The sequence below is a fragment of the Streptomyces sp. yr375 genome (assembly GCF_900110755.1).
In the GTDB taxonomy this organism is placed as follows: domain Bacteria; phylum Actinomycetota; class Actinomycetes; order Streptomycetales; family Streptomycetaceae; genus Streptomyces.
This window is the reverse complement of sequence record NZ_FOFF01000064.1, coordinates 1-24,624: the sequence shown is the minus strand read 5'-3', so window position 1 is coordinate 24,624 and position 24,624 is coordinate 1. Positions and strand designations below refer to the sequence as shown.

The window sequence follows — 24,624 nt, the reverse complement described above, 5'->3', positions numbered from 1 at the left end:
GGTCAGGCCTCCACCACGTCGGCGAACGACTTCAGGGCGCTGAGGCTCGGCACGAAGAAGTACTCGCCGCCCCGCATGGACGTCCACTGGCCGACGCGCTTCGTGAAGAAGAAGTCGACCACCGGCGGCGGGAAGGTGGAGAAGTCCAGCTCGTTGCGCGAGCCGTACTGCTTGGGCCAGCGCTGCTCGACGGCGTCCTCGCGCTTCTTGCCGTCCGGCAGGGTGCCGATCACCGGGTCGAGGCCGCTGCCGCCGCGCAGGAAGACCTCGTTGTTCGACCAGGCCGCCTGGATGAACTCGAACTGGTCGGCGATGCTGCTCTGCGCGCACAGGAACAGCAGCCCGACCTTGTCGTCCTCGTCCGGGTCCAGGGTCACCCGGCCGAAGCTGATGCCCCGGCGGGCGATGCGCTGCGTGCGCTCCTGGGTGACCGGCACGCCGAACTGGCGCTGCTTGTCGCCGCGCGGGTTCGTCTTGCGGACGTGCGCGGTGAAGGGGCAGCGCACGCCGTCGACGTCGGCGTCGTAGCTGAAGTTGTTCGGCTGGTCGCCGAGACCCGCCACCTCCCGGTCCACCACCGGCGTGCCGTCCTTGAACCGGCCCACCATGTAGGCGCCGGCCAGCGCGATGTCCTCGGGGGTGGGTTCGGTGGCCTTCGGGTCGGCGTACCGGGCGATCTCGGCGGCGAGGAGCTTCTCGTCGTCGCGGAAGCCCCGCACGTTCTGCTCCAGCTTGCGGTACACGAAGTACGAGCCGTAGGCGGAGTCGTCGTCACCGCCCGGGTCCGGGACGAGGACCTGGCCGAGGGGCGCGCTGGGGTCGTACTCGTCGATGCCGCCCTGCCGGGTCCGCGCCCGGGCGATGTCGCGGGCGAAGAACAGGGGCTGGCTGATGCCGTCGACGAAGCCGAAGTGCTCGCGCACGGGTGCTTTGCGGTCCGGGTCGCCGGCCGCGTTCAGCCGCATGGCGGCGCCGGTCTCCATGGCCGACTTGGCCCCGATCGCGGCGAGTTCCTCCGCCAGCTCGCAGACGAGTCCCTCCAACCGCTCCTCGACGTCGTCGGCGACGATCACCAGGGCGTGCAGCGTCTCCTGGAACGTCTCCTCCCACTTCGTCACCGGCGGATCGCTGAGGAAGGCCGCCCGGTCCTTGGCCCCGGCGATGAACGACGGGTCGTCGGGCGTGTTCTCGTCGCCCAGCCGCAGATCCCGGTAGCCGTCGGCCGACAGCAGCACGCCGACGAAGGGGTCGCTGGCGGACTCCAGCAGCGCGCGGTGGTCCTTCGCCGTGATCGCGCCGTTCGCGTGCAGCGTGCCCTGCAACTCCCGGTACGCCTTCGCCTCGTCCCACTGCTGGAGCGCGGAGGTGACCCGGTCGGCGGCGACCATCCCGGCCAGCCACCGCCGGGCCCGCTCGCGCTCCTCGGGTTGCGTGGTCAGGAACGTGATGAACAGATGACGGCTGTTGTCGCGCCCGTGACTCTTGAGGATGTTCCCCTGGAGATCGTCCAGGGCCTTCCTCAGGGCCTCGCGGGTGTTTCGGGTCGGCGGGATCTCGGGGTTGTCCGGATCGATGGCGGTCTGCTTCAGGTCGATTGCCATAACACCCTCATTCGCCCTAAAAGGGGCACGCGTAACCGCGACGACATGCATGCCCTCCGCATATGCGAAGGGCAAGAAGGCGGCTCGACGTGCACATATGGACAGCAAGGTGAGGTTTGCGTATGCCAGCGGCATTCACCCCTCAGGAGCAGCGACGCCCACCCGAAACCCACCATCCGAGTGATATACGGCGAACAAGTGCCCGGTCCCGGATCCGGCCGTCGCACAGGGGTTCCGGCGGTTACCGGGGGTGCGACCCGTTCGCGTGAATTGGGGTGGGGTGGGGTGGGGGTGCGGGGGGGGTGAGCGACGGATGTCCGGCGACGCGACGGCGCGCCCGTAAGTGCAACTGCGGCTGCGGCCGTGGACGTGGCTGATCAGGCGGATGCGGCGGCCAGCAGCACGTCCACGAGCCTGTCCGCCGCATCCGGTCGGCCATGCGTCCGTGCCCGCTCCGCCATCGCCGCCCGCAGGGCGGGGTCGGCCAGGAGCGGGCCCACCGCGCTCTGCAGAGCCTGGCCGGTGACCTCGCCGAGCAGAGCCAGCGCGGCCCCGGCGTCTGCCAGGTGCCGGGCGTTGTGCGCCTGCTCGTTCCCGGCCGACGTGGCGAGCGGGACGAACACGGCCGGCTTGCCGAGAGCGGTCAGCTCGGCCAGGGTCCCGGCACCGCTCCGGGAGACCACGACGTCGGCCAGCGCCAGCACGTCCGGCAGCTCCGCTGCGACGAACCCGGTCAGGTGGTAGCGGCCGGCGAGAACCGGGTCCAGCCCGGCGGCGGCCGCCCGGAGCTCGTCCACGTTCGCCGGACCGCACTGGTGGATCACGTTCGCATGGCTCAGCAGCCAGGGCAGCACGTCACGAACCACACCGTTGATCTGCTGGGCGCCCTGCGCCCCGCCGGTGACGTAGACGGTCGGCAGCCGCCGGTCGAACCCGTGCAGGCTCAGCGTCTCGACCGCCTTGTCCCCGTGGCCGCCCAGCACTTCCGGCCGTACCGGGTTTCCGGTGACGACCGCACGCTCGCGTACCTCGGCGGGCAGCAGCGGCAGCGAGGACTCCGACGACACCGCGATCCGCGTCGCCGAACGCGCGAGCTTACGGTTGGCCAGCCCGAGCCTGACGGTCTGCTCGTGCAGGACCAGCGGGCGCCGGCACAGCCGCGCGGCCAGCCCGGCCGGGACCGCGACGTAACCGCCCGTCGCCAGGACCACGTCCGGTTGGAAGCCCGCCACGATCGACCGGGCCTGCGTCACGCCGAGCGGCACCCGCGCCATGTCCTTCATGTTCGCGGCCGACAGCATCTTGAGCGGGTTCGACGAGCGGCGGATCTTCCCCGTGGCCACCGTCTTGAACGCGATGCCCTCCGCGGGGGCGACCCGCGCTTCGAGACCGTCCACCGTCCCGATCCACAGAACGTCCAGCACGCTGCCCGCATCCGCGAGACGGCCTTGCAGGGTACGGATCGCCGTCAGGGCCGGATAGGTGTGACCGCCAGTCCCTCCACCCGTCACAAGCAGCCGGAACGAACGCGGGAGCACGGGGAGCATATTCACCCCACGCACCCTACTGACTGCACGGTTGGCAGGCGGGAGCGCATGAGGTACTCGACCGACTCGAAAGGCCGCTGATGAACACCCGCACAATCCGCCGCACAAGCGTCACACTCCCCGCCGTGAACGGGCCAGGCCACTGCCTCTCCAACGTGACGGACTTCCACTACACCGACGCCGACCTACGGGACCTCGACCTGTCCGACGCCCACTTGATGGACGGGCGGATCACTGGCCTCAAGGCCCAACGCACCCGTCTCGACAAGCTCCGCGTCGACTCCGTGGAGTTCACCGGCTGCGACCTGGCCTCGCTGCGGTGGACCGACAGCAAGGTCTCGCGGGCCGTCTTCCGCGACTGCAAGCTCATGGGTGGCGTGCTCGAAGACGTCACGCTCGACAACGTCCTGTTCGAGAACTGCAGACTCGACTACAGCGCCTTCACCCGCGTCCGGGCCACCGGCCCCGTGATCATCACCAAGACCTCGCTGCGCGAGACCACCTTCGCCGCCTGCGACCTGAGCGCCGCCCTGCTCGACGACTGCGACCTGCGGCTGACCGAGTTCGACGGCGGGAAGTACCGCGGCCTCGACCTCCGCGGCAACGATCTCTCCCGGCTCCGCGGCCTCGCCTCGCTCAAGCAGATCGTCATCGACCAGGCCCAGACACTCCAACTGGCCGAGGCCCTCGCCGCCGAACTGGACGTCACCTTCGGCGAAGACCTCCACGACAAGTAGCCCTGGTTGTCAGCTCGTTTTGCTCTGCGCGCGTATGGCTTTTCGCGCGGCGCGGTACTTCTCGCGGGGCCTTTGGTGCATCGGGACGGTGTAACTGCGGGCACCACTGATGGCACCGGGGGGCGGCGCGGCGATGCTGGGGCGGTCGGTGGTGGCTGACGGGGAGGGGTCAGGCGTGGGGGGTCGGGGTGGCGGGGGAGTCGTGGTGGTCGTCGGTGTCTGGGCCGGGGTGGTCGAGGCTGTTGAGGCGGGCGCGGACCTCGTCGGCGTTGGAGCGGTCGAGGTCCTCCAGCAGGACCAGGGCCTGGAGCCAGGCCGTGCGGGCCGCCTCCGGGTCGTGGGCCGCGCGCAGGGCGTCGCCGAGGCGGACGAGGGTGCCGGCCTCGTTCGGGTTGTCCTTGAGGAAGCGGAAGCGGGAGACGGCCTGTTCGTAGCAGATCACGGCGCTCTGGTCGTTGCCGAGGCGGTGGTGGGCGTGGCCCATGGTGTTCCACGCGCCGGCCTGCCCCCTGACGTGGTCCAGTTCCCGCAGCAACGGCAGGGCGAGCCGGCAGGAGGCGATGGCCTGCTCGTGGTCGCCGAGCATGGTGTGGCACCAGCCGATCGCGGCCAGGCTCTCGGCCGCCCCGGGACGGTGTCCGGCGGCCTGGTACAGCGCGAGGGCCTGCTGCGCCTGGGCCAGCGCCTCCCGGTCGCGGCCCTGCCGGTGCAGGGTGAAGGTGAGGTTGAGTCGCACCCGGCCCTGGGCGGCGCCGTTGCCGATCGCCGTGTACAGCGCGAGGGCGTCGTAGAGGTGGACGCGGGCGTTGTCGAAACGGTTCAACTGGGCGTACGCGCCGCCCAGATCGCGGTGGATCCTGGCCTGTTCGGACGGGCCGCCCTTGCGTCGCGTGGCCGCCAGCGCGGTGAGCTGGACGGCTATCTGGTCGTACCAGTGGCCGCGCCAGTCGAGGTAGGGCTGCATCGTCCAGGCGATCTGCCAGACGTACGAGTCGAAACCGGTCTCGACGGCCTTGCCGACCACCGCCATGAGTACGGCGTGCTCGGCGGCGAACCAGTCCATCGCGCAGCGGCGGTCGGCCAGTTCCTCCGGTGTGACGCCCTCGCCGACCGGACCGGGGTGCGGCATCTCCCGGTGGGAGGCGATGAGGTTGGCGGCGGCGTGGGCGGTGTGCAGATAGTGGCCGAGCATCCGGTCGAGGGCGGCGCGGCGCTCGTCCTCGGACTCCTCGGCCGCCAGGAGTTCGCCGGCGTAGGCCCGCAGCAGGTCGTGGAAGACGTAACGGCAGGGGCGGTGGTGGATGAGAAGGTGAGCACCCGTCAGTTCGGCTAACAGTGGCCGGAGTTGGGAGACGGACAGGCCGGCTAAGCCCGCTGCGGCGGCCCGGGACACGTCGGGGCCGGGGTGCAGCGCGAGCAGTCTGAAGAGGCGCGCGGCGGCCGGGGTGAGCGCACGGTAGGACCAGGAGAACACGGTCCGTACGTTGCTCACCGCGTCCATGTCCTCGAACGAGTCGAGGCTGCCGTGCGACTGCCGCAGTACGGCGGCGGTGGATGCCAGGGAGAAGGTGGGATGCGCGACCGCGTGGGCGGCGACGATGGCCAGCGCCAGGGGCAGCCGCGAGCACATCGAGATGATCTCGGCGACCGCCCGGGGTTCCGCCGCGACCCGCTCCGCGCCGAGCCGGTTGATCAGGGTGTCGCGGGCCTCGTTCAGGGTGAGCAGGCCGAGGGTGAGGGGATGGGCGCCGTTGGCGGCGACCAGGCCCTGGAGGTGGTTGCGGCTGGTGATGACGACGAGGCAGCCGGGTGCGCCGGGCAGCAGCGGGCGGACCTGTTCGGCGTCGCGGGCGTTGTCCAGCACCACCAGCACCCGCCGGTTCACGACGAGGCTGCGGTAGAGGGCGGCCTGCGCGTCCAGTCCGGCCGGGATCCGCTGCGGCGGCACCCCGAACGCCTCCAGGAAGCCGCGCACCGCGTCAGCCGGGGTCACGGCGGAGCCCTCGGGGCCGAACCCGCGCAAGTCTACGAAGAGTTGACCGTCGGGGAAGCGGTGGGCGACCCGGTGGGCCAGGTGGACGGCGAGCGTGGTCTTGCCGATGCCGGCCATGCCGTCGATCGCGCTGATCACCACGGGGGCGGTGGGCCTGCCGTCCTCGGGCAACAGCGCGAGAACGTGGGTCAGTTCGGATCGCCGGCCGGTGAACGTCGCCAGGTCCGCGGGGAGTTGGGCCGGGCAAGCCCCCTCCGCGCCGGGCAGGGGGGATGCGATGTCCGTGTCCGGTGCGGCCTTCACCTCGGGTTCTGCCGACTCCGGTTCGGGAGCGGGCTCCGCGTCCGAGCCTGCGGGGGACGGCAGTTCGTCCGGTGGGGCGTCCGGCCGGGGCGGTTCGTGGTCCTGCTGCGGGTCCGAGGCCGTGGTGGTGGCGGAGGGCGTCGGGGTGAGGTGGCGGGTGGGCGGTTCCAGGGCGGAGGTGTCGTGGCGGAGGATCGCCTGTTGGATGGCGCGCAGTTCGGGGCCCGGTTCCAGGCCGAAGTCCTCGGCGAGGAGGGCGCGGAACCGCTCGTACCGCTGGAGGGCCTCGAGGGTGCGCCCGGACAGGTACAGGGCGCGGATCAGCAAAGCCCAGGCCGTCTCCCGCAGGTGGGTGGCGGCCGTGAGTTCCTCCGCCGCTACGACCGCCTGCTCGGTGTCGCCCGCCTCGATCAGCGCGTTGACGCGGACCTGCTGCGCGGCGAGCCGTACGTCGTCCAGGCGGGCGACCTCCGAGGCGGCGAACGCGTGGTCGGCGGCGTCGGCGAGGGCTGCGCCGCGCCACATGAGCAGCGCCCGCTCGATCTCCGTACGGGCGCCGTGGGCGTCGCCGGCCGACAGCAGCCGTCGGCCGCGGTTCACGGACCGCTCGAAACGCACGGTGTCCCGGGCCTCCGGCGGGATCCGCAGGGCGTACCCGGTCGGGCCGCTGACCAGGACGTCGGAGCGGGCCCGGGCGCCGCGTCCCGGTTCCAGGACGGAGCGGAGTCGGCTGATGTGGGCGTGGACCGACGACACGGCGCTGGGCGGTGGGCGGCCGTCCCACAGGTCGTCGCACAGCCGGTCCATGCGCACGGGCCGGCCGTTCTCCATGAGGAGGCGGATCAGCAGCACCCGGCGTTTGCGCGGACCCAGGTCGAGCGGTGAGCCCGCGCGCCGCACGGTGAGCGGACCGAGCAGGCTGAACTCGTACTTCGCCTCGCCCTCTTGCCCCGCCCCGGACGTGATGTGTGCTCGGTTCGAGGGTTCTGGTTCGTCGCTGATAGCCATGCAAAGTAAGGGCGCGAGCAGCAGCGGCCCCCGCCCGACCCCCTTCAGGTCACCCCTGCGGCCGACCGTGGACGACCGCGCTCCCCACCCGTGAACAGCGGCCCCCGTCGCTGTCATATTGTCCCACGCTTCAACTTCATTGCCTCAGATAACGGGCCGCTCGCACCACCCGCGATCCGGCCGAAAAGCGGGGACAAGAAGCAGACAAGACGTAGACAAGACGCAGGCAAGATGCGACCAAGTCCGGTGCCACACAGTGCAGTTGCCGTATGGAGCAGGCCCCCGGCCAGGCAAGAACGATTCGGCGAATCGGGCCGGCGCGGCACGATGTCTGACGCGTGTAAAGGAACCCTGGTATGGCTTCGGTCAGTGCGCCTTCGTCACTCTGCGACTTCTGCGGTGACGCGATTCACAGCACCAACAGCGGGAACCGGAAAACGTCCTCCAAGTACTGCTCGAACGCCTGCCGGCAGCGCGCGTACCGTCGGCGGCTGAAGGGCGACGGAATGAACACGTCGGACTCCGCCGGACTCCCGGAGCGGCTCAGCAGCTTCGTCGGCCGGACCGAGGAACTCGTCGAGCTGGGACGGCTGTTACGTACCACACGGGTGCTGACGCTGACGGGCCCCGCCGGCGTGGGCAAGACCCGCCTCGCGGTCGAGCTCGCCGCCCTGGAGCATCGGGGCGGGCGCAGCGAGGCCGTGCTCGTGGAGTTGGGCGCGGTGCTCAGAGGCGAGGCCGCGCGGCAACGGATCGCGGCGGCGGCGGGCGGGGTCGGCGACCCGACGGCGTCGCTGACGGATCCGCAGGCCGCCCGGCTCGCCGCCGGCGGCGATCTGCTGCTGGTGCTGGACAACTGCGAGCACGTCCTCGACGACTGCGGTCTGGTCCTGGGCGAACTGCTGTCCCGGCAGCCGGGGTTGCGGGTGCTGGCCACCAGCCGCGAGCCGTTGCGGCTGCCGGGCGAGACGGTCTACCCGGTCGGCGGACTCGGGCTGCCCGATCCGGACGCCGACGGGTCGTTCACCGACTCGCTGCGCTCGGACGCCGTACGCCTGTTCGTCGACCGGGCGCGGGCCGTCGCACCGGAGTTCCAGCTCACCGAGGACAACGCGGCGCGCATCGGCACGATCTGCGCGCGGCTCGACGGGCTGCCGCTGGCACTGGAGTTGGCGGCCCGGCTGGTGCGGGCGCTGCCGCTGGCCGAGATACACGACCGGCTGGACGACCGGCTGTCCCTGCTCACCAACGGCTGGCGCACCGCCGACCCCCGGCACCAGAGCCTGCGGGCGGCCCTCGAATGGGGCTACGAACTGCTCACGCCGGTGGAGCAGTCGCTGTTCCGGGCGTTGTCGGTGCTGCCGGGCGGGTTCGGCCCGGACGCCGCCGCGGCCGTCGCCGCGGACGATGGCATCCCCACGGTGACCGCGCTGGAGCTGCTGGCGGGTCTCGCGGCCAAGTCGCTGATCACGCCGTGCCATGACCGGGCGGGCTCCACCCGGTTCCGGATGCTGGAGTCCGTCCAGTGCTACGGCCACGAGCGGCTGCTCGCCGAGGGCGAGGCGACCCGGACGTACGGTCGGCTGGTCGGCTGGCTGACCGGGCTGGCCACGCCGGTGCAGGAGACGGCGTTCGCGCCGTTGCACACCGTGCGGCGGATGGCGCGCGAACGCGACAACCTCACCCACGCGTTGGAGTGGCTCAGCGAGAGCGACGACGAGCGGCAGCTCCTGCTCGCCGGGGCGCTGGCCGTCGTCGGCATCCACCGGGGGACGCCGGCGGACACCCTCGTCCTGCTGTCCGGGGCGCTGGAGCGCACCGACCCGGCGTCGCGGCACCGGGGCAACGCGCTCGGCGTGGCCGCCCTGCTCGCGGGGTGGCGCGGGGACCCCGAGGAGGCCGTGCACATGGCGCGGCAGGGCGTGGCGCTCGCCCGCCAGGCCCGTCAAACCCACCTGCTGGGACGGGCGTTGCTGGTCCTGAGCATCGTCAAGGAACTGCACGGCGACGAGAGCGCCGTCGAGGATCTACGGGAGTGCCTGGAGCTCGGGCGGGGGCTGGACGACGGGCTCATGACCGCGCTCTGTCTGAACCTCCTCGCCCGCCAACTGCTGGGCCAGGGCGACCTGGAGCAGGCGGCGGAGCTGGTCGGCCAGGCCCTTCCCGTGCTGATGGCGGAGGGAACTCCCGCCCTGCGCCGCATGGTTCTGCACACCACCGGGATTCTCGCCCTGACGCGGGGCGACCTCCCGACGGCGGAGGCACGCTTCACCGAGTGCCTGGACAACACCTGTCACCTCGACGGCGCCGCCTGCTCACTCGAGGGCCTGGCGGTCGCCGCGGTGCGGGCCGGGAACTTCGAGCGGGGGCTGCGGCTGTTCGCGGCGGCCGAGACGATCGGGGAGCCCGAACCGTTCGTACTGACCCTGCTGTGGCGGCGCGGCGTCGAGGAGGCGCGGGCGACGGCGCTGGACGCGCTGCCGAGGTCCAAGGCGGACGCGGCGATCGAGGCGGGGCGCGAGATGGAACCCCGGCGGGCCGTGGAGTACGCGCTGCGGGTCCGGCGGGAGCCGGCCGCCACGGCCGGTGGGGGCGGCGACCCGCTGAGCCGACGGGAGTGGGACGTCATCGACCTGGTGGCCAAGGGCCTCACAAACCGGCAGATCGCCGCGCGGCTGTATCTGTCGGTGCGCACCGTGGAGACCCACATCCGCAACATCCGCACCACCCTGGGCCTGCGCTCCCGCGCCCATGTCGCCGCGTGGGCGGCCCGGCGGGACCGCGCGGTGATCACCTCGGCCCGGCCGGCCGGGCGACGCGCGGTCATGGCCTGACCCTCCCGACGACGGCCACGGCCACGGCCACGGCATCGGCATCGGCGTTGGTGTCGGTGTCGGCGGGCCCGGACGTAACGGTGGTCAATACCGATGCCTCGACGCGTGGCCGGGCGGAGAGTGGGGCCGCATGGACGTGGCCGTGTCCACCGGAAGAGAACCGGAAGAGACGAAGAGAAAGAGACTTCAGTGAGCAATCCCTTCGAAGACGAGACCGCGCAGTACAAGGTGCTCGTGAACGATGAAGGCCAGCACTCCCTGTGGCCGGTCTTCGCCGACGTACCCGCCGGATGGACCTCGGTCTTCGGGCCGGACGACCGCCAGAACTGCCTGTCCTACGTGGAGGACAACTGGACGGACATGCGCCCCGCCAGCCTGATCGCCGCCATGACGTCCGAGTAGCGCTCTCTCCGACTCGTCCCGACGCACACCACACGATCTCCATCGGTACGGTGCTGGACGCCGCCCCCGCGGACGGCGTCCACCGCGACGGCGGCCGGGGCCTGCTGCTCGTCAACGGCCGCTTCGGACAGGCTGGTTGAGCCGTACGGGTGCGGGGGCGGGTGCGGGGGCGGGTGCGGGTGCGGGTGCGGCCGGCTCGGCCGGTTCCGACAGGCGCCGCGTCAGCAGGTCCGCGAGTCGGTCCAGGCCGGTCTCGATCTCCTCCGGGGTCAACAGGGAGCAGGAGAGGCGGAGTTGGTTCTCGCCGCCGCCCGCGTCGTCGTAGAAGTGGCGCATCGGGGTCCACAGGACGCCGTGTTCGCGGGCGGAGCGTTCGAGGAGGGCCTCGTCGGCCGGGAAGGGCAGGGTGAGGACGACGAAGAAGCCGCCGGTGGGGGTGTTCCAGTGGATCTGCTGCTCGCCGCTGCCGTCGTCGGCGGCGGGTGCGAAGCGGGAGCGCAGGCCGGCCAGGACCAGGTCCAGGTTGCGCCGGTAGACGGCGATCGCGCCCGCGTTCGCCCGGACCAGGCTGTAGTCGTGCTCCAGGAGCTGTCCGGCCACCACGGCTTGGGCGACCGGTGACGTGTTCACCGTCACCATGCTCTTGATCTTCGCCAGTTCGTCGGACAGGTACCCCGCCGCCTCGCCGCCCGAGGTCACCCGCTGGTCGGCGACCATGAACCCGACCCGGGCTCCGGGGAGGGTCGTCTTGGCGAACGAGCCCAGGTAGAGCACGCGTTGCGTGCGGTCGAGGGCCTTCAGCGTCGGCAGGCGCTCGCCGTGTCCGGTCCCGGTGAACAGGCCGTACGGGTTGTCCTCGACGAGCAGGATGTCCTCCTCCTCGGCCGTCTCGATCAGGCGTCGGCGGGTGGCGAGGCCGAGGGAGATGCCGGTCGGGTTGGAGAAGTCCGGCACCACGTACAGGCAGCGGGGGCGCAGGCCGCGCGCCCGTGCCTCGCGCAGCCGGGCGCGCAGGTCGTCGAAGTCGACCCCGAGGTCGCCGGACGCCACCCGCAGGACGGGCATCCCGACCAGCTTCGCCGCACCGCTGAAGCCCATGTACGTGGGCGAGACGGCCAGCGCCACGTCCCGTTCGTCGCGGCACAGCACGCGCAGCGCCAGATACATGGCCTCCTGCGCGCCGACCGTGATCACGATCGACTCGGGGTCCGCGTCGATGTTCTCGTCCACCGCCAGATGACGGGCGACCAGCTCGTGGATGACCCCCTTGGTCCGCCCGTACTGGAACAGCGTCCGCATCACGTCGTGGTCGCCGAGGCCTGGCTGCGAGGAGAGGAACTCCTGGTAGCGGTGCAGGTGGCGGGTGAGGTCGCGGACGTCGAAGAAGTCCTCGGTGGGGCGTCCGGCGGCGAAGGACACCGCGTCCGGGTGGCGACCCGCGACCTCGTTGAGGAAGGTCATCGATGCGAGGAGCGGGTCGCCCAAGGCGGAGTTCAGGTCCGAGAGTTCCATGCCGAACACTCTCCGGCCGGGGGCGGCCGCGGGCATCGGCGATGACCACCGTTACGCCGTCGGCGACCCCCCGGCCAGGACGGCGGCCAGTACCGCGCCCACCTGGGCGAGCGGCTGCGGGGCGCACATGGCGTCGTGGGTGGAGTCCACGCGGTGCACGTGGACGCGGCCGGTGACGTGCGGCTCCCAGTCCGCCGCGACCGGCGCGTCACCGGTACGGCCCTCGACCGCCGTGAAGTGCAGGACGTCACCCCGCAGTTGGCCGGGCGTGTGCCGGTGGAACATCCGCTGGTTGCTGCGGTAGGTGCGCAGGAACGCCTCCAAGTGCTCCTCCTCCAGCGCCCACGGGGTGCTCTTGCGGACCAGGGCGAGCGTCTCCGGCACGGTGAGCGGGGCGGTGAGCGGACCCTCTTGCCTGTCGGCTCCGAGGAACTCCACGAGGAGTTCCAGGAGCGAGTGGTCGTCGGACTCCGTTGGCTGCTCGGCGGACGGGGTGCGCGGGGGCATCGGGTAGGCGTCCATCAGCGCGAGGACGGCCACCTCCGCGCCGTCGCGCTGGAGTCGCTCGGCGACGGCGTGGGCGAGCACTCCGCCGAGGGACCAGCCGAGCAGATGGTACGGACCCGTCGGCTGGACGCCCTTGACCAGTTCGGCGTAGGTCGCGGCGAGGTCGGCGACGGTGCCGTCCGCCGCGTCGGCGGTGTCGGCCGTGTCGGCCGTGTCGGCCGTGTCGGGGCGGGTGAGGCCCGGGGCCTGGAGCCCGTACACCGGCTGTTCCGGGTCCAGGTGCCGCAGCAGTCCGGCGTAGGGCCAGCTCAGACCGCCCGCCGGGTGCACGCAGAACAGCGCGGGCCGACGGCCGCCGGTGCGCAGCGGCAGCAGGGGGGCGAACGGGTCCCCGCCGATGCCACCACCGATCACCCCGTCGCCGTCGGCGTCCCCGTCGAGCGAGCGGGCCAGGCCCGCTGCCGTCGGGGTGCGGAACACGTCCGCGATCGACAGCCTCGTACCGAAGGCGCTGTGGATCGCGCTGAGCAGTTTCATGGCGAGCAGCGAGTGGCCGCCGAGGTCGAAGAAGCTGTCGTCGACGCCGACCCGTTCGACCCCGAGCAGTTCGGCGATCAGCTCGCACAGCGTCTCCTCGCGCGGGGTGCGCGGCCCTCGGCCCCCTTCCGTCGCCGCCGCGTACTCGGGGGCGGGCAGGGCGGCACGATCGAGCTTGCCGTTCGCGGTCAACGGGAGCGCGTCGAGGGTGACGAACGCCGAGGGCACCATGTAGGCGGGCAGTACGGCGGAGAGGTCTCCTGTTATGTCCAACTGGCCTTCCTGGTCAGGCCCGTTCGCGGTTTTCTCCGGTACGACGTAGGCGACGAGGCGTTGGTCGCCGGGGCGGTCCTCGCGGACGACGGCCACGGCGCGGGCGATGCTCGGGAGGCGGGTGAGGGCGGTCTCGATCTCGCCGGGCTCGATGCGGTGGCCGCGCAGCTTGATCTGGTCGTCGGTCCGTCCCAGGTAGACGAGTTCGCCGTCGGCGCGCCGGCGGGCCAGGTCGCCGGTGCGGTACATCCGGGTGCCGGGAGCGCCGTACGGGTCGGCGACGAAGCGTTCGGCGGACAGGCCGGGCCGGTTGAGGTAGCCCCGGGCCAGGCCCGCGCCCGCGATGTACAGCTCGCCGGGGACGCCGGGGGCGACCGGGCGCAGCCACTCGTCGAGGACGTAGAGCGCGCTGTTGGCGAACGGCCGCCCGATCGGCACCGGTCCGGCCGGGGTCGGGTCGCCGGGGCGGAGCCGGAACTCCGCGCAGGCGACCGTCGCCTCCGTCGGACCGTACTCGTTGACCACCACCGTGTCCGGGTGCAGCCGCCGCCACGCGTCCAGCGCCGCGCCCGGCAACTGCTCGCCGCCCAGCACCAGTTGGCCGGTGGGAGACTCGGTGTCCGGCAGCGCGGCCAGCAGCGGCAGATGACTGGGGGTGGCTTTCAGGAAGGTCGGCGGCGGAGTGTCCGTCCGCTGCTCCTCCAGGGTGGACAGGTGGACGCGGCCGCCCGCCGCGAGCGTGCCCAGCAGACCGGTCACGGTCAGGTCGAAGGTGACCGGCGAGTGCAGCAGCGTACTGCCGGACAGCGCGGGATACGCCGACGCGCACCAGGCCAGATAGCCGGCCACCGCCCCGCGCTCGACGACCACGCCCTTGGGGCGGCCGGTGGAGCCGGAGGTGTAGAGGACGTAGGCGGGGTGGCCGGGGAGGTCGGGGCCGGGCCGGTCGTGGTCGGTGAGGTCGCGCGGGCTGAGTGCCCGCAGCGCCGCCGAGGTCTCCGCGCCGCCCGGGGTGATCACCGGGAGGCCGGTCGGCCAGGGGACGGCCGCCTCCTGCGTGGTGATCACGGCCGCCGGTGCGCAGTCCGCGAGTTGGTAGGCGATCCGCTCGGCCGGGTGGTCGAGGTCGAGCGGCAGGTAGGCACCGCCCGTCTTGAGCACCGCCAGCAGGGCCACGACCAGGTCCGGCGAGCGGGGCGGCAGAGCGACCGCCACGATCGTCTCCGGGCCGCCGACGCCCCGCGCGATCAGCAGCCGGGCCAACTGGTTTGCACGGGCGTGCAGTTGGGCGTAGGTGAGTTCGGTGTCGGTGAGTTCGGTGTCGGTGAGTTCGGTGTCGGTGAGTTCGGTGTCGGTGAGTTCGGTGTCGGTGTGGGTCAGGGCGGTGGCGTCCGGGGTGCGGGCGACCTGGGCCTCGAGGAGTTCCGGCAGCGATGCCTCGGGCCGGGCACGGACCGGCCCGTGTGACCAGGTCGTGAGCTGCTTCAGCTCGCCGGCGGAGAGGACGGCGGCCTGGCCGATGGGCCGGTCGGGGTGACCGGTCAGCGCGGTCAGCACGCGGAGGAACCGGTCGGCGAGGCCCTGGACGGTGGCCGCGTCGAAGAGTTCGGTCGCGTACTGGACGGTCCCGTGGATGCCGTCGGGATCGCCTTCGGCGGTGCGCCGTTCGGCGAGGTTGAACCACAGGTCGAACTTGACGGTGCCGGCTCCGCCGGGCTGCGGTGCGGTGGTCAGACCCGGAAGGTCGAGCCGGGCCGCCTCGCCCGCGCTCTCGACGGCCAACATGGTCTGGAACAGGGGGTGTCGGGCGAGGGAGCGCTGCGGGTTCAGCACTTCCACGAGACGCTCGAACGGCACGTCCTGGTGGGCGTAGGCGGCGAGGTCGGTGTCGCGGACGCGGGCGAGGAGTTCCCGGAAGGTCGGGTCGCCGGAGGTGTCGGTGCGCAGGACCAGGGTGTTGACGAAGAAGCCGACCAGGTCGTCGAGGGCTTCGTCGGTACGGCCCGCGATCGGGGTGCCGAGGGGGATGTCGGTGCCTGCGCCGAGCCTGGTCAGCAGCGCGGCGAGTGCGGCCTGCGCGACCATGAAGACGGTGGCCCCGTTGTCACGGGCGAGGCGGGCCATCGCGGCGTGCACGTCACCGTTGATCGCCAGGTCGACGGCGGCGCCCTCGTTGGTGGCAACCGCCGGACGGGGGCGGTCTGTTGGCAGCCGCAGTTCCTCCGGGAGCCCGGCCAGCGACTCACGCCAGTAGCCGACCTGCCGGGACAGCACGCTGTCCGGGTCGTCCTCCGAGCCCAGCAACTCCCGCTGCCACAGCGCGTAGTCCACGTACTGGACCGGCAACTCCCCCCAGCCGGGCGGGCGTCCGCCCCGCCGTGCCGCGTACGCCTGCGACAGGTCGCGGGCCAGCGGCAGCATCGACCAGCCGTCGCCGGCGATGTGGTGGACGAGGAGAAGGAGCGCGTACGTGTCCGGGCCGAGGACGAACAGGGTGACGCGCAGGGGCAGTTCCGTCGCGAGGTCGAAGCCGATGGACGAGGCGGCCGTGATCTCCTGCTCCAGCAGCTCCTCCGTGGTGTCGACGACCGACAGCGGCCGTACGGCGTCGGAGTTTACGGGTTCGACGAGTTGGTGGGGGTGGCCGTCCCGTTCGGGGAAGCGGGTGCGCAGGCTTTCGTGCCGTTCCACCACGTCCCGCAGTGCGGCGGCCAGGGCGTCCCGGTCGAGGTCGCCGGTGAGGCGTACCGCCAGCGGCATGTTGTACGCGACCCGGCCGGCTTCGAACTGGTTGAGGAACCACAGCCGTTGCTGGGCGAAGGACAGCGGGATCTGTTCCGGACGGGGCATCGGACGCAGCCCGGCGCGGGCGGCATCGGACGTCGTCGCCGCGAGGTGCGCGGACAGGGCGGCGATCGTCGGGGCCTCGAACACCGCCTGCAAGGGCAGTTCGATCTCCAGCTCGGCCCGGATGCGGCTCACCAGCCGGGTCGCCGTCAGCGAGTGTCCGCCCAGGTCGAAGAAGCTGTCGTCGATGCCGACCCGTTCCAGGCCCAGTACCTCGGAGAACAGGCGGCACAGCGCCTCTTCGCGCTCCGTGCGCGGGCCCCGGCCGCCGGCCGCCGCCGCGTACGCGGGAACCGGCAGCGCGGCCCGGTCGAGCTTGCCGTTGGGCATGAGCGGCAGGGCGTCGAGCGGCACGACGGCGGTGGGCACGAGGTGCGCGGGCAGTACGGCGGACAGCGCGTCACGCAGCGCGCCGGGGTCCGGGCGGGGCCTGTCGTCCGCCGGTACGACGTAGGCCACGAGGCGTTGGTCGCCGGGGGCGTCCTCGCGCATGACGACCGTGGCCTGCGCGATGCCGGGGAGGCCGAGCAGCGCGGTCTCGATCTCGCCGGGTTCGATGCGCATGCCGCGGATCTTGATCTGGTGGTCGGTGCGGCCGAGGTACTCGAGCTGTCCGTCCGGCCGCCAGCGGGCCAGGTCGCCGGTGCGGTACATCCGCGCGCCGGGAGCGCCGTACGGGTTGGCGACGAACCGTTCGGCGGTCAGCACCTGCCGGTCGAGGTAGCCGCGGGCCAGCCCCTCGCCCGCGATGTACAGCTCGCCGGTGACGCCCGGGGCCACCGGCTGGAGGCCGCCGTCGAGGACGTGGCACTGCGAGGCGTGCGTCGGGCACCCGATGGGCGGCGGGGCCGGGAGGGGTGCGAGCGGTGTGGTGAAGCTGACGCACACGGTGGACTCGCTGGGGCCGTACGCGTTGACCATGCGGCGGCCCGGGGCCCACCGGGTGATCAGCTCGGGCGGGCAGGGTTCGCCGCCGACGCCGAGGACGAGCCGGGGCGGCAGGGCGTCCGGGGGCAGCAGGGCCAGGACCGAGGGGATGAGGAGGACGTGGGTCGCCGTACCGCTCCTGAGGAGGCGGGCCAGTTCGGGGCCGGGGACGAGTTGGTCGGCCGGTGCCAGGACGAGGGTGGCTCCGTTGAGGAGCGACATGCACTCCTCCAGGAACGTCGAGTCGAAACTCGGCGACGCGAACTGAAGGACACGGCTGTCCGGGGTGATCGCGAACCGCTCTTTGAGGGTCTGCGCGAACGGGGCCACGCCCCGGTGGGTGCTGACGATGCCCTTGGGCCGGCCGGTGGACCCCGAGGTGTAGATGACGTACGCCGGGTGATCGGGGCCGAACGGGTGACCACGATCGGCGTCGCTGAGGTCATGGTCGTCCTGAGCGTCCCAGACGCGGACGGTGTCGGCGCTGTCCAGCGCCAGGACGGGGACGCCCGTGTCCGGCAGACCGGCGGCGTCGTGCGTCGTGGTGACGGTCAGCACCGGGCCGGTGTCGGCCAGCATGTACTGGATCCGGTCGGCCGGATACCGCAGGTCGATGGGGAGATAGGCGGCCCCGGCCTTGAGGACGGCGAGACGGGCCGCGATCAGGTCCGGCGACCGGGGCAGCGCGACCGCGACATACCGGCCCGGCCCGACGCCACGCCCCACGAGCAGCCGGGCGAGCCGGTTCGCGCGGGCGTTCAGCTCGGCGTACGACACGGTCATGTCCTGGTACGACAGTGCTGTGGCGTCCGGGGTACGGGCGGCCCGGGACTCGAACAGCTCCGGGAACGTCGCGCCGGACACGTCGCTCGCGGGGCCGTCCGACCACGCGGCCAGACGCTCGCGTTCGACGGCGGTGAGGAGGCCGAGGCCGCCCACGCGCAGGCCGGGGTCGTCCACGACCGCCGTCAGCGCGGTGGTGAACCGGTCGGCCAATTCCCGGACTTGGGCGTGGTCGTAGACGTCGGTCTGGTAGTCGAACCGCAGGCGCAGGCCACGGCCGGGCATCACCAGCAGGCTCAGCGGGTAGTGGGTGACGCTGCGGGTCTCCGCCGAGGTGATGCGCAACTGCCGCGCCGCCGCGCCGGCAGCCGCATGGGGACCGGAGCCGCCGCCTGTCTCCAGTCCGGAGGCCGCCGACATGTCGAGGGGGTAGTTCTCGAAGGCGACGACGGTGTCGAAGAGTTGGCCGCCGCCCGCCAGGTTCTGGATCTCCGCGAGTCCGAGGTGCTGGTGGGCCAGCAGTCGGGCCTGCTGGCCCTGGACGCGGGTCAGCGTCTCGCCGAGCGTGGCGGCGGGGTCGAGGGCGACCCGTACGGGCACCGTGTTGATGAACAGCCCGACCATCGACTCGATGCCGGGGATCTCCGCCGGCCGCCCGGCGACCATCGCGCCGAACACCACGTCGTCCTGGCCGGTCAGCCGGCTCAGCAGCACCGCCCACGCCAACTGCACCACGGTGTTCGTGGTCACCCCGTGGCCACGCGCGGCGGCGGACAGCCGCCCGGTGAACTCCTCGGGCAGCTCCACGACCAGGTGACCGGTCCGTTCCGGCGCGGCCCGGCCGGGCTCGGCCCCGCTGAGCCGGGTCGGCTGCCCGAGCCCGGCCAGCGCCTCCCGCCAGGCCGCCTCCGCGACCGTACGGTCCTGGCCCGCCACCCACGCCAGGTAGTCGCGGTACGGGGTCACCGGCGGCAGCCCGGTCTCCGCGCCGCCCTGCGCGTACAGCGCGAACAACTCCCGCAGGAGGATGGGCAGGGACCAGCCGTCCAGCAGTACGTGGTGGCTGGTGAGGACGAGTCGGTGGCGTCCTTCGCCGAGGCGGATCAGCGTGAACCGCAGCAGCGGCGGATCGTCCAGATCGAACCGCCGGGCCTTGTCCTGCTCCAGCCAGGCGGCGAGAGCGGCCTCCTGCGCCGACAGACCCTGTTCAGACGCGTCCTGTTCAGACGCGTCCTGTTCAGACGCAACCTGTTCCGACGCGTCGTCCAGACTCGTCAGGTCGACGTCCTCCCACGGCAGGTCCACCTCGCGGGGGATGACCTGAACGGTCCGGGAGCGCGCCGACACGAACCCGGCCCGCAGGTTGGCGTGCCGGCGCAGCAGCGCGCTCACCGACGCCCTCAGCACCCCCGGGTGGAGCGGCCCCTCCACCCCCAGGCAGAGCTGGGTGACGTACACGTCAGGGGCCTGCTCGTCGTACAGCGCGTGAAACAGCAGCCCTTCCTGCAAGGGTGCCAGAGGCAGAATGTCCTCCAAGTCCCGCTGCGTCACTTCCGCTTCCTCCATGTCAGTTCGAGGTCGTCGATGTCGGACTGGGACAGCTCCAGCAGCGAGAGGTCGGACGGGGTACGTCCGCCGCTGTCCGGCAGGACGGCGTGCCGCGCCAGTGCGTCGAGCGCCTGCGTGTAGCCGTCGGCGAGTTCGCGCACGGCCGCTTCGGACAGCACTCCCCCGGCCCAGGACCAGGAGACGTGGAGTTCCGGCCCGTAGGGGGTGTCCATGGTCACCGAGTCGACGGTGAGCACGTGGGTGAGGGGCAGGTCCGGATCGGAACCGGAACCCGCCGTCGAGCCCTCACCGGCGGGCGACCAGTCCGCCGCCGGCTGCACCGGGACCCGCCCCAGGTAGTTGAACGCGATCTGCGGTACGGGCGCGGCGCTCAACTCCGCGGCGGTGTCCGGGTTGAGGTGGCGCAGCAGCCCGTATCCGATGCCGTGGTCCGGGACGGCCCGCAACTGCTCCTTGATCCGCTTGAGTACGGTGCCGGCGTCCCGCCCGCCGTCCCACACGGCGGCCTCGTCGAACGGCCCCGGGTCCAGCCGTATTGGGTGGACGGAGGTGAACCAGCCGACGGTACGCGAGAGTTCGAGGCTGTCGGAGATCCCGGCGAGCCCTTCACGGCCGTGACTCTCCAGGTCCACGAGGACGCCTCCGTGCCGGGCACGGGGGGTGCGGTGGCGTCCGACCGCCAGGGCCAGCGCCGTCAACAGGACGTCGTTGACGCCCGCGTGGAACCGCGCCGGAAGCTGGGTGAGCAGCGGCTCGGTCCGCTCCGGCGGCACGACGACCGTCACGGTACGGGCCGTGCGGGCAAGGTCCTCGGCGGGGTCGAGGGGCCGGTCCCCAAGCAGCGGTTCGGCACCGGCGTCTCCCAACACCACCTTCCAGAAGGGGAGTTCGGCCAGCCGGGCCGGGTTCACCGCTTCCGCGGCGAGTTTCCCGGTCCAGGTCCGCAGCGAGGTCCCCACCGGTTCCAGTTCAGGGGTCCGGCCGTCCGCCGCGGCCTGCCATGCCTGGGCGAGGTCGGGCAGGAGGACGCGCCAGGAGACGCCGTCCACCGCCAGGTGGTGCACGACCAGCGACAGCCGCCCGGAACGGACGGACCCGGCGTCGAACCACACCGCCTGGACCATCACCCCGTCACCGGGAGCCAGCCGCGCCCGCGCCCCCTCGGCCTCGACGGCGACGACCGCAGCCAGGGCATCGCCGTCCAGCCCGGTGGCGTCTATACGGCGTACGAGGTCGGCGGCCCGGACGCTTCCGACGGCGGCGATCTCCAGGCCCCACGCCCCGTCACCGCCACCGTCACCGTCACCGCCAGCAGGCCTGACCCGCATCCGCAGGGCGTCATGCCGGTCAACTACCGCTTGCAGGGCGGTAGTCAGGGCCTCGGTGCCCAGGTTCGGCGGGACGCGCAGCAGCATCGCCTGGCTGAAGCGGTCGATCGGTCGGCCGGAATCCAGCGTCCGGCGCATGACCGGCGTCGGCAGCAGCGCACCGGTGCCGGCCCCCGCCTCCTCCACCGGTGCCTGATCGCTCTCGGTGGCCACCAGGGCGAGCCCCTCGACCGTCTGCCGCTCGAACACATCGCGCGGGGTGATCTTCAGACCCACCGCACGCGCCCGGGAGACCAACTGGATCGACACGATGCTGTCGCCGCCCAGGTCGAAGAACCGGTCGTCGATGCCTACGTGCTCGACGCCGAGGAGATCGGCGAACAGCTCGCACAGCACCTTCTCCCGCTCGCTGCGCGGCGCGCGCCCGGACGCCGTACCGGCCGGATCCGGCGCGGGCAACGCCTTGCGGTCGAGCTTGCCGTTGGGCATCAGCGGCAGCGCGTCGAGGACGACGACGGCGGACGGCACCATGTGGGCGGGCAGCACGGAGGCGAGATGCCCACGCAGCGCCGCCACGTCGACGTCCGCCGCGTGCTCCGCCTCCGCCTCCGGTACGACGTACGCGACGAGCCGCTGCTCACCGGAGTTGCTACCGGGGTTGCCACCGGGGGTGTCCTCGCGGACGACCAACACCGCCTGGCCGACGCTGTCGTGGCGGATGAGCGCGGCCTCGATCTCGCCGGGCTCGATGCGCATGCCCCGGATCTTGACCTGGTCGTCCTCGCGGCCGAGGTATTCGAGCTCGCCGTCCGCGTTCCAGCGGGCCAGGTCGCCGGTGCGGTACATCCGCGCGCCGGGCGGGCCGAACGGGCAGGCCGGGAAGCGGTCCGCGGTGAGGGCGGGCCGGTTGAGATAGCCCCGGGCCAGCCCCTCCCCCGCGATGTACAGCTCACCGGTCACACCGGCCGGCACGGGCTGAAGCCGGGAGTCCAGTACGTAACACTGCGACCCGTGGGCGGGCCGCCCGATGGACGGCGTCCCCCGGCCCGGCAGCATCGGATCGGTGAAAGTGAGACACACCGTCGACTCGCTGGGGCCGTACGCGTTGACCATACGGCGGCCCCCGGCCCAGCGGTCGACGAGTTCCGCCGAGCACGCCTCGCCGCCGACGCCGAGGACCAGGTCGTCGGGAAGCGAGCCCTCGGGCAGCAGGGCCAGTACGGACGGGATGAGCAGGACGTGGCTGGCCAGCCCGCTGCCGAGGAGTTTCGCCAGCTCGGGTCCCGGACGCAGCCGTTCCGCCGGCGCGCCCACCAGGGTGGCCCCGCTGAGCAACGACATGCACTCCTCAAGGAACGTCGAGTCGAAACTCGGCGACGCGAACTGGAGGATCCGGCTGTCGGGGGTCACGGCGAACCGTTCCGCGAGCGTCCGGGCGAACGGCGCTGCCCCCCGGTGGGTGGACACGATGCCCTTGGGACGGCCCGTCGACCCCGAGGTGTAGATGACGTACGCGGGATGGTCGGCCCGCAGCGGCGCGTGCCGGTCCCGGTCGGTCAGGTCGCCGTCATGGACCCGGTCCCAGACGGCGGTCACCTGCGGATCGTCCAGCGCGAGGATCTCGACACCGGCCGCGGGCAGTTCCTCGGCGTCGGCGACGGTGGTGACGACCAGGACCGGGGCGGCATCGTCCAGCATGAACCGGATCCGCTCGACCGGGTACTTCAGGTCGATCGGCAGATAGGCGGCCCCCGCCTTCAGTACGGCCATCCGGGCCACGATCAGATCGACCGACCGAGGCAGGGCCACCGCCACACACCGTTCCGGCCCCACGCCCCGGCCCGCCAGCAGCCGGGCCAGCCGGTTCGCGCGGGCGTTCAGCTCGGCGTAGGTCAGCTCGGTGTCGCCGTAGACGAGGGCGGTGGCGTCCGGGGTACGGGCCACCCGCGCCTCAAACAACTCCGGCACCGTGGCGTCGAGTTGCTTCCAGGCCGGCCCCGCCGACCAGTCGGCCAGCTCGGCGCGCTCGCGGGCGGTGAGAATCTCGGCCTGGCTGATGGTCTGGTCGGGGTCCGCCACCGCCGCGGCCAGCGTCCGCGTGAACCGGTCGGCGAGCGCCCGCACCGTGCTCTCGTCGAAAAGGTCGGTGGTGTAGTGCAGGATGCAGTGGACTCCGTCGGGACTGCCGTCGCCGGTGTGCCGCTCCGTCATGCTGACCGACAGATCGAACTTGGCCGCGCCGACCCCCGCCATCCGCGAACTCGTACTCAGCCCCGGCAGCCCCAACCGCGCCTCACCCGCGTTCTCGACCGCCAACATGGTCTGGAAGAGGGGGTGCCGGGCGACGGAGCGTTGCGGGTTGAGAAGCTCCACGAGCCGCTCGAACGGCACGTCTTGATGCGCGTAGGCGGCGAGGTCGGTGTCACGGACCCGGCCGAGCAGCTCACGAAAGGTCGGATCACCGGACGTGTCGGTGCGCAACACCAGCGTGTTGACGAAGAACCCGACCAGGTCGTCCAGCGCTTCATCGGTACGACCCGCGATCGGCGTCCCGAGTGGAATGTCGGTGCCTGCCCCGAGCCGGGTCAGGAGCGTGGCCAGCGCCGTCTGGGCCACCATGAAGACGGTCGCCCCGTTGTCGCGGGCAAGGCGGCTGATGGCGGCATGCAGCGCGCCGTCGATCTCCAGGTCCACGGCAGCGCCGTTGTTGGTGGCGGTGGCCGGGCGGGGCCGGTCGGTGGGCAGTTGGAGTTCCTCGGGCAGACCCGCCAACGCCTCGCGCCAGAACCCGACTTGGCGCGCCAGCAGGCTGTCGTCGTTCTCCTCCGAGCCGAGCAGCTCACGCTGCCAGAGGGTGTAGTCCGCGTACTGCACGGGCAACGGCCGCCAGTTGGGCGTACGGCCGCCCCGCCGCGCCGCATACGCGATGGAGAGGTCGCGGGCCAGCGGCGTCATGGAAGTGCCGTCACCCGCGATGTGGTGGACCACGAGCAGCAGCACGTGCTCGGTGGGCGACAGCACGAACAGCGTTGCCCGCAACGGGAGATCCACCGCCAGATCGAACCCGACGGCCGTGACAGCCACGACGGCCCGGTCCAACTCCGCCTCGACCGTGTCGACGACAGCGAGTTCCGGCCCAGTGGTGATCCCGACGGCCTGGTAGGGCTCACCCTCGTGATCGGGGAAGCGAGTCCGCAGACTCTCATGCCGCTCTACGAGGTCGTGGAGCGCGGCAGCCATCGCATCCCGGTCCAACTCACCGGTCAGCCGCATGGAGAAGGACATGTTGTAGCCAGCCCCGGCCGCCTCCAACTGGTTCAGGAACCACAGCCGACGCTGCGCGAACGACAACGGCACCCGCTCCGGCCGGGGCATGGGCCGCACCCCGCTGCGCGCATCGGCCGTCCCCGCCAGACGCCCGGAGAGTGTGGCGATCGTCGGTGCCTCGAAGACTGCCTGTAGGGGCAGTTCGATGCCCAACGCGGCACGGATACGACTCACCAGGCGAATGGCGAGGAGGGAGTGCCCGCCGAGTTCGAAGAGGTTGTCATCGATGCCGACTTGATCCACCCCGAGGACGTTGGCGTACAGCTCGCAGAGGATCTCCTCCTGCGCGTTACGAGGACCACGGCCCCTGACGGCAGCGCCCGTGTCGTACTCAGGCACCGGAAGAGCGGCCCGGTCCAGCTTGCCGTTCGGCGTCAACGGCAACGCGTCAAGGACCACGAAGGCCGACGGCACCATGTAGGCGGGGAGGGTCGCGGCCAGTGCGTCACGCAGAGCGGCCGTGTCGGGGGTGCCGGAGGCCGTTGCCGGTACGAGGTAGGCGACGAGGCGCTGATCGCCGGGGGTGTCCTCGCGGGCCACCACCACAGCCTGACCAACAGCCTCATGGCGGATCAGCGCTGCCTCGATC

At 72.1% G+C, this 24,624-nt stretch carries 9 protein-coding genes; 3 read left to right on the top strand and 6 right to left on the bottom strand.

The window, feature by feature from the left end:
• Positions 1-2 precede the first annotated feature (2 nt).
• Both BMZ82_RS40445 and BMZ82_RS36125 read right to left on the bottom strand, forming a co-directional pair.
• Complete coding sequence (locus BMZ82_RS40445; RefSeq protein ID WP_143098980.1) at positions 3-1,601, bottom strand: Dyp-type peroxidase; 1,599 nt, start codon at positions 1,599-1,601, stop codon at positions 3-5.
• 377 nt (positions 1,602-1,978) lie between these two features.
• Positions 1,979-3,148, bottom strand: coding sequence for a UDP-N-acetylglucosamine--N-acetylmuramyl-(pentapeptide) pyrophosphoryl-undecaprenol N-acetylglucosamine transferase (locus BMZ82_RS36125; RefSeq protein ID WP_093781633.1), 1,170 nt, complete (start codon positions 3,146-3,148; stop codon positions 1,979-1,981).
• Positions 3,149-3,273: 125 nt separating this feature from the next.
• Here BMZ82_RS36125 and BMZ82_RS36120 point away from each other — a divergent pair, with 125 nt between their 5' ends.
• Positions 3,274-3,885, top strand: a complete 612-nt coding sequence (locus BMZ82_RS36120) for a pentapeptide repeat-containing protein (RefSeq protein WP_177244828.1) — start codon at positions 3,274-3,276, stop codon at positions 3,883-3,885.
• Between the two features lie 169 nt (positions 3,886-4,054).
• On the opposite strand, the gene BMZ82_RS36115 is transcribed toward BMZ82_RS36120, so the two are convergent.
• Positions 4,055-7,189 carry an AfsR/SARP family transcriptional regulator gene (locus tag BMZ82_RS36115; protein ID WP_177244827.1) on the bottom strand — a complete coding sequence of 1,045 codons (3,135 nt, stop codon included), beginning with the start codon at positions 7,187-7,189 and terminating at the stop codon, positions 4,055-4,057.
• Between the two features lie 506 nt (positions 7,190-7,695).
• On the opposite strand from BMZ82_RS36115, the gene BMZ82_RS36110 reads away from it, so the two are divergent.
• Together BMZ82_RS36110 and BMZ82_RS36105 are read left to right on the top strand one after the other, a co-directional pair.
• A complete protein-coding gene (locus tag BMZ82_RS36110; RefSeq protein WP_093781630.1) occupies positions 7,696-10,023 on the top strand; it encodes an ATP-binding protein in 2,328 nt (775 codons plus the stop codon).
• 189 nt (positions 10,024-10,212) lie between these two features.
• Positions 10,213-10,425: an MbtH family protein gene (locus BMZ82_RS36105; protein WP_093781629.1), complete on the top strand. Its 213-nt coding sequence runs from the start codon at positions 10,213-10,215 to the stop codon at positions 10,423-10,425.
• Between the two features lie 111 nt (positions 10,426-10,536).
• Here BMZ82_RS36105 and BMZ82_RS36100 read toward each other — a convergent pair whose 3' ends face one another.
• From BMZ82_RS36100 to BMZ82_RS36090, 3 genes are read right to left on the bottom strand one after another with little or no spacing between them, the layout of a single operon-like run.
• Positions 10,537-11,937 carry an aminotransferase-like domain-containing protein gene (locus BMZ82_RS36100; protein WP_093781628.1) on the bottom strand — a complete coding sequence of 467 codons (1,401 nt, stop codon included), beginning with the start codon at positions 11,935-11,937 and terminating at the stop codon, positions 10,537-10,539.
• Between the two features lie 51 nt (positions 11,938-11,988).
• Complete coding sequence (locus tag BMZ82_RS36095; protein WP_177244826.1) at positions 11,989-19,362, bottom strand: amino acid adenylation domain-containing protein; 7,374 nt, start codon at positions 19,360-19,362, stop codon at positions 11,989-11,991.
• Positions 19,359-24,611, bottom strand: coding sequence for a non-ribosomal peptide synthetase (locus tag BMZ82_RS36090; protein WP_256252292.1), 5,253 nt, complete (start codon positions 24,609-24,611; stop codon positions 19,359-19,361). The genes BMZ82_RS36095 and BMZ82_RS36090 overlap by 4 nt, the downstream gene beginning before the upstream one ends.
• Between the last annotated feature and the right edge of the window lie 13 nt (positions 24,612-24,624).

Bases quoted from the DNA above. Each gene is read 5' to 3' on its own strand.
- BMZ82_RS36115 (WP_177244827.1), bottom strand. From the start codon at position 7,189: ATGGCTATCAGCGACGAACCAGAACCCTCGAACCGAGCACACATCACG.
- BMZ82_RS36125 (WP_093781633.1), bottom strand. From the start codon at position 3,148: ATGCTCCCCGTGCTCCCGCGTTCGTTCCGGCTGCTTGTGACGGGTGGA.
- BMZ82_RS36110 (WP_093781630.1), top strand. From the start codon at position 7,696: ATGAACACGTCGGACTCCGCCGGACTCCCGGAGCGGCTCAGCAGCTTC.
- BMZ82_RS36100 (WP_093781628.1), bottom strand. From the start codon at position 11,937: ATGGAACTCTCGGACCTGAACTCCGCCTTGGGCGACCCGCTCCTCGCA.
- BMZ82_RS40445 (WP_143098980.1), bottom strand. From the start codon at position 1,601: ATGGCAATCGACCTGAAGCAGACCGCCATCGATCCGGACAACCCCGAG.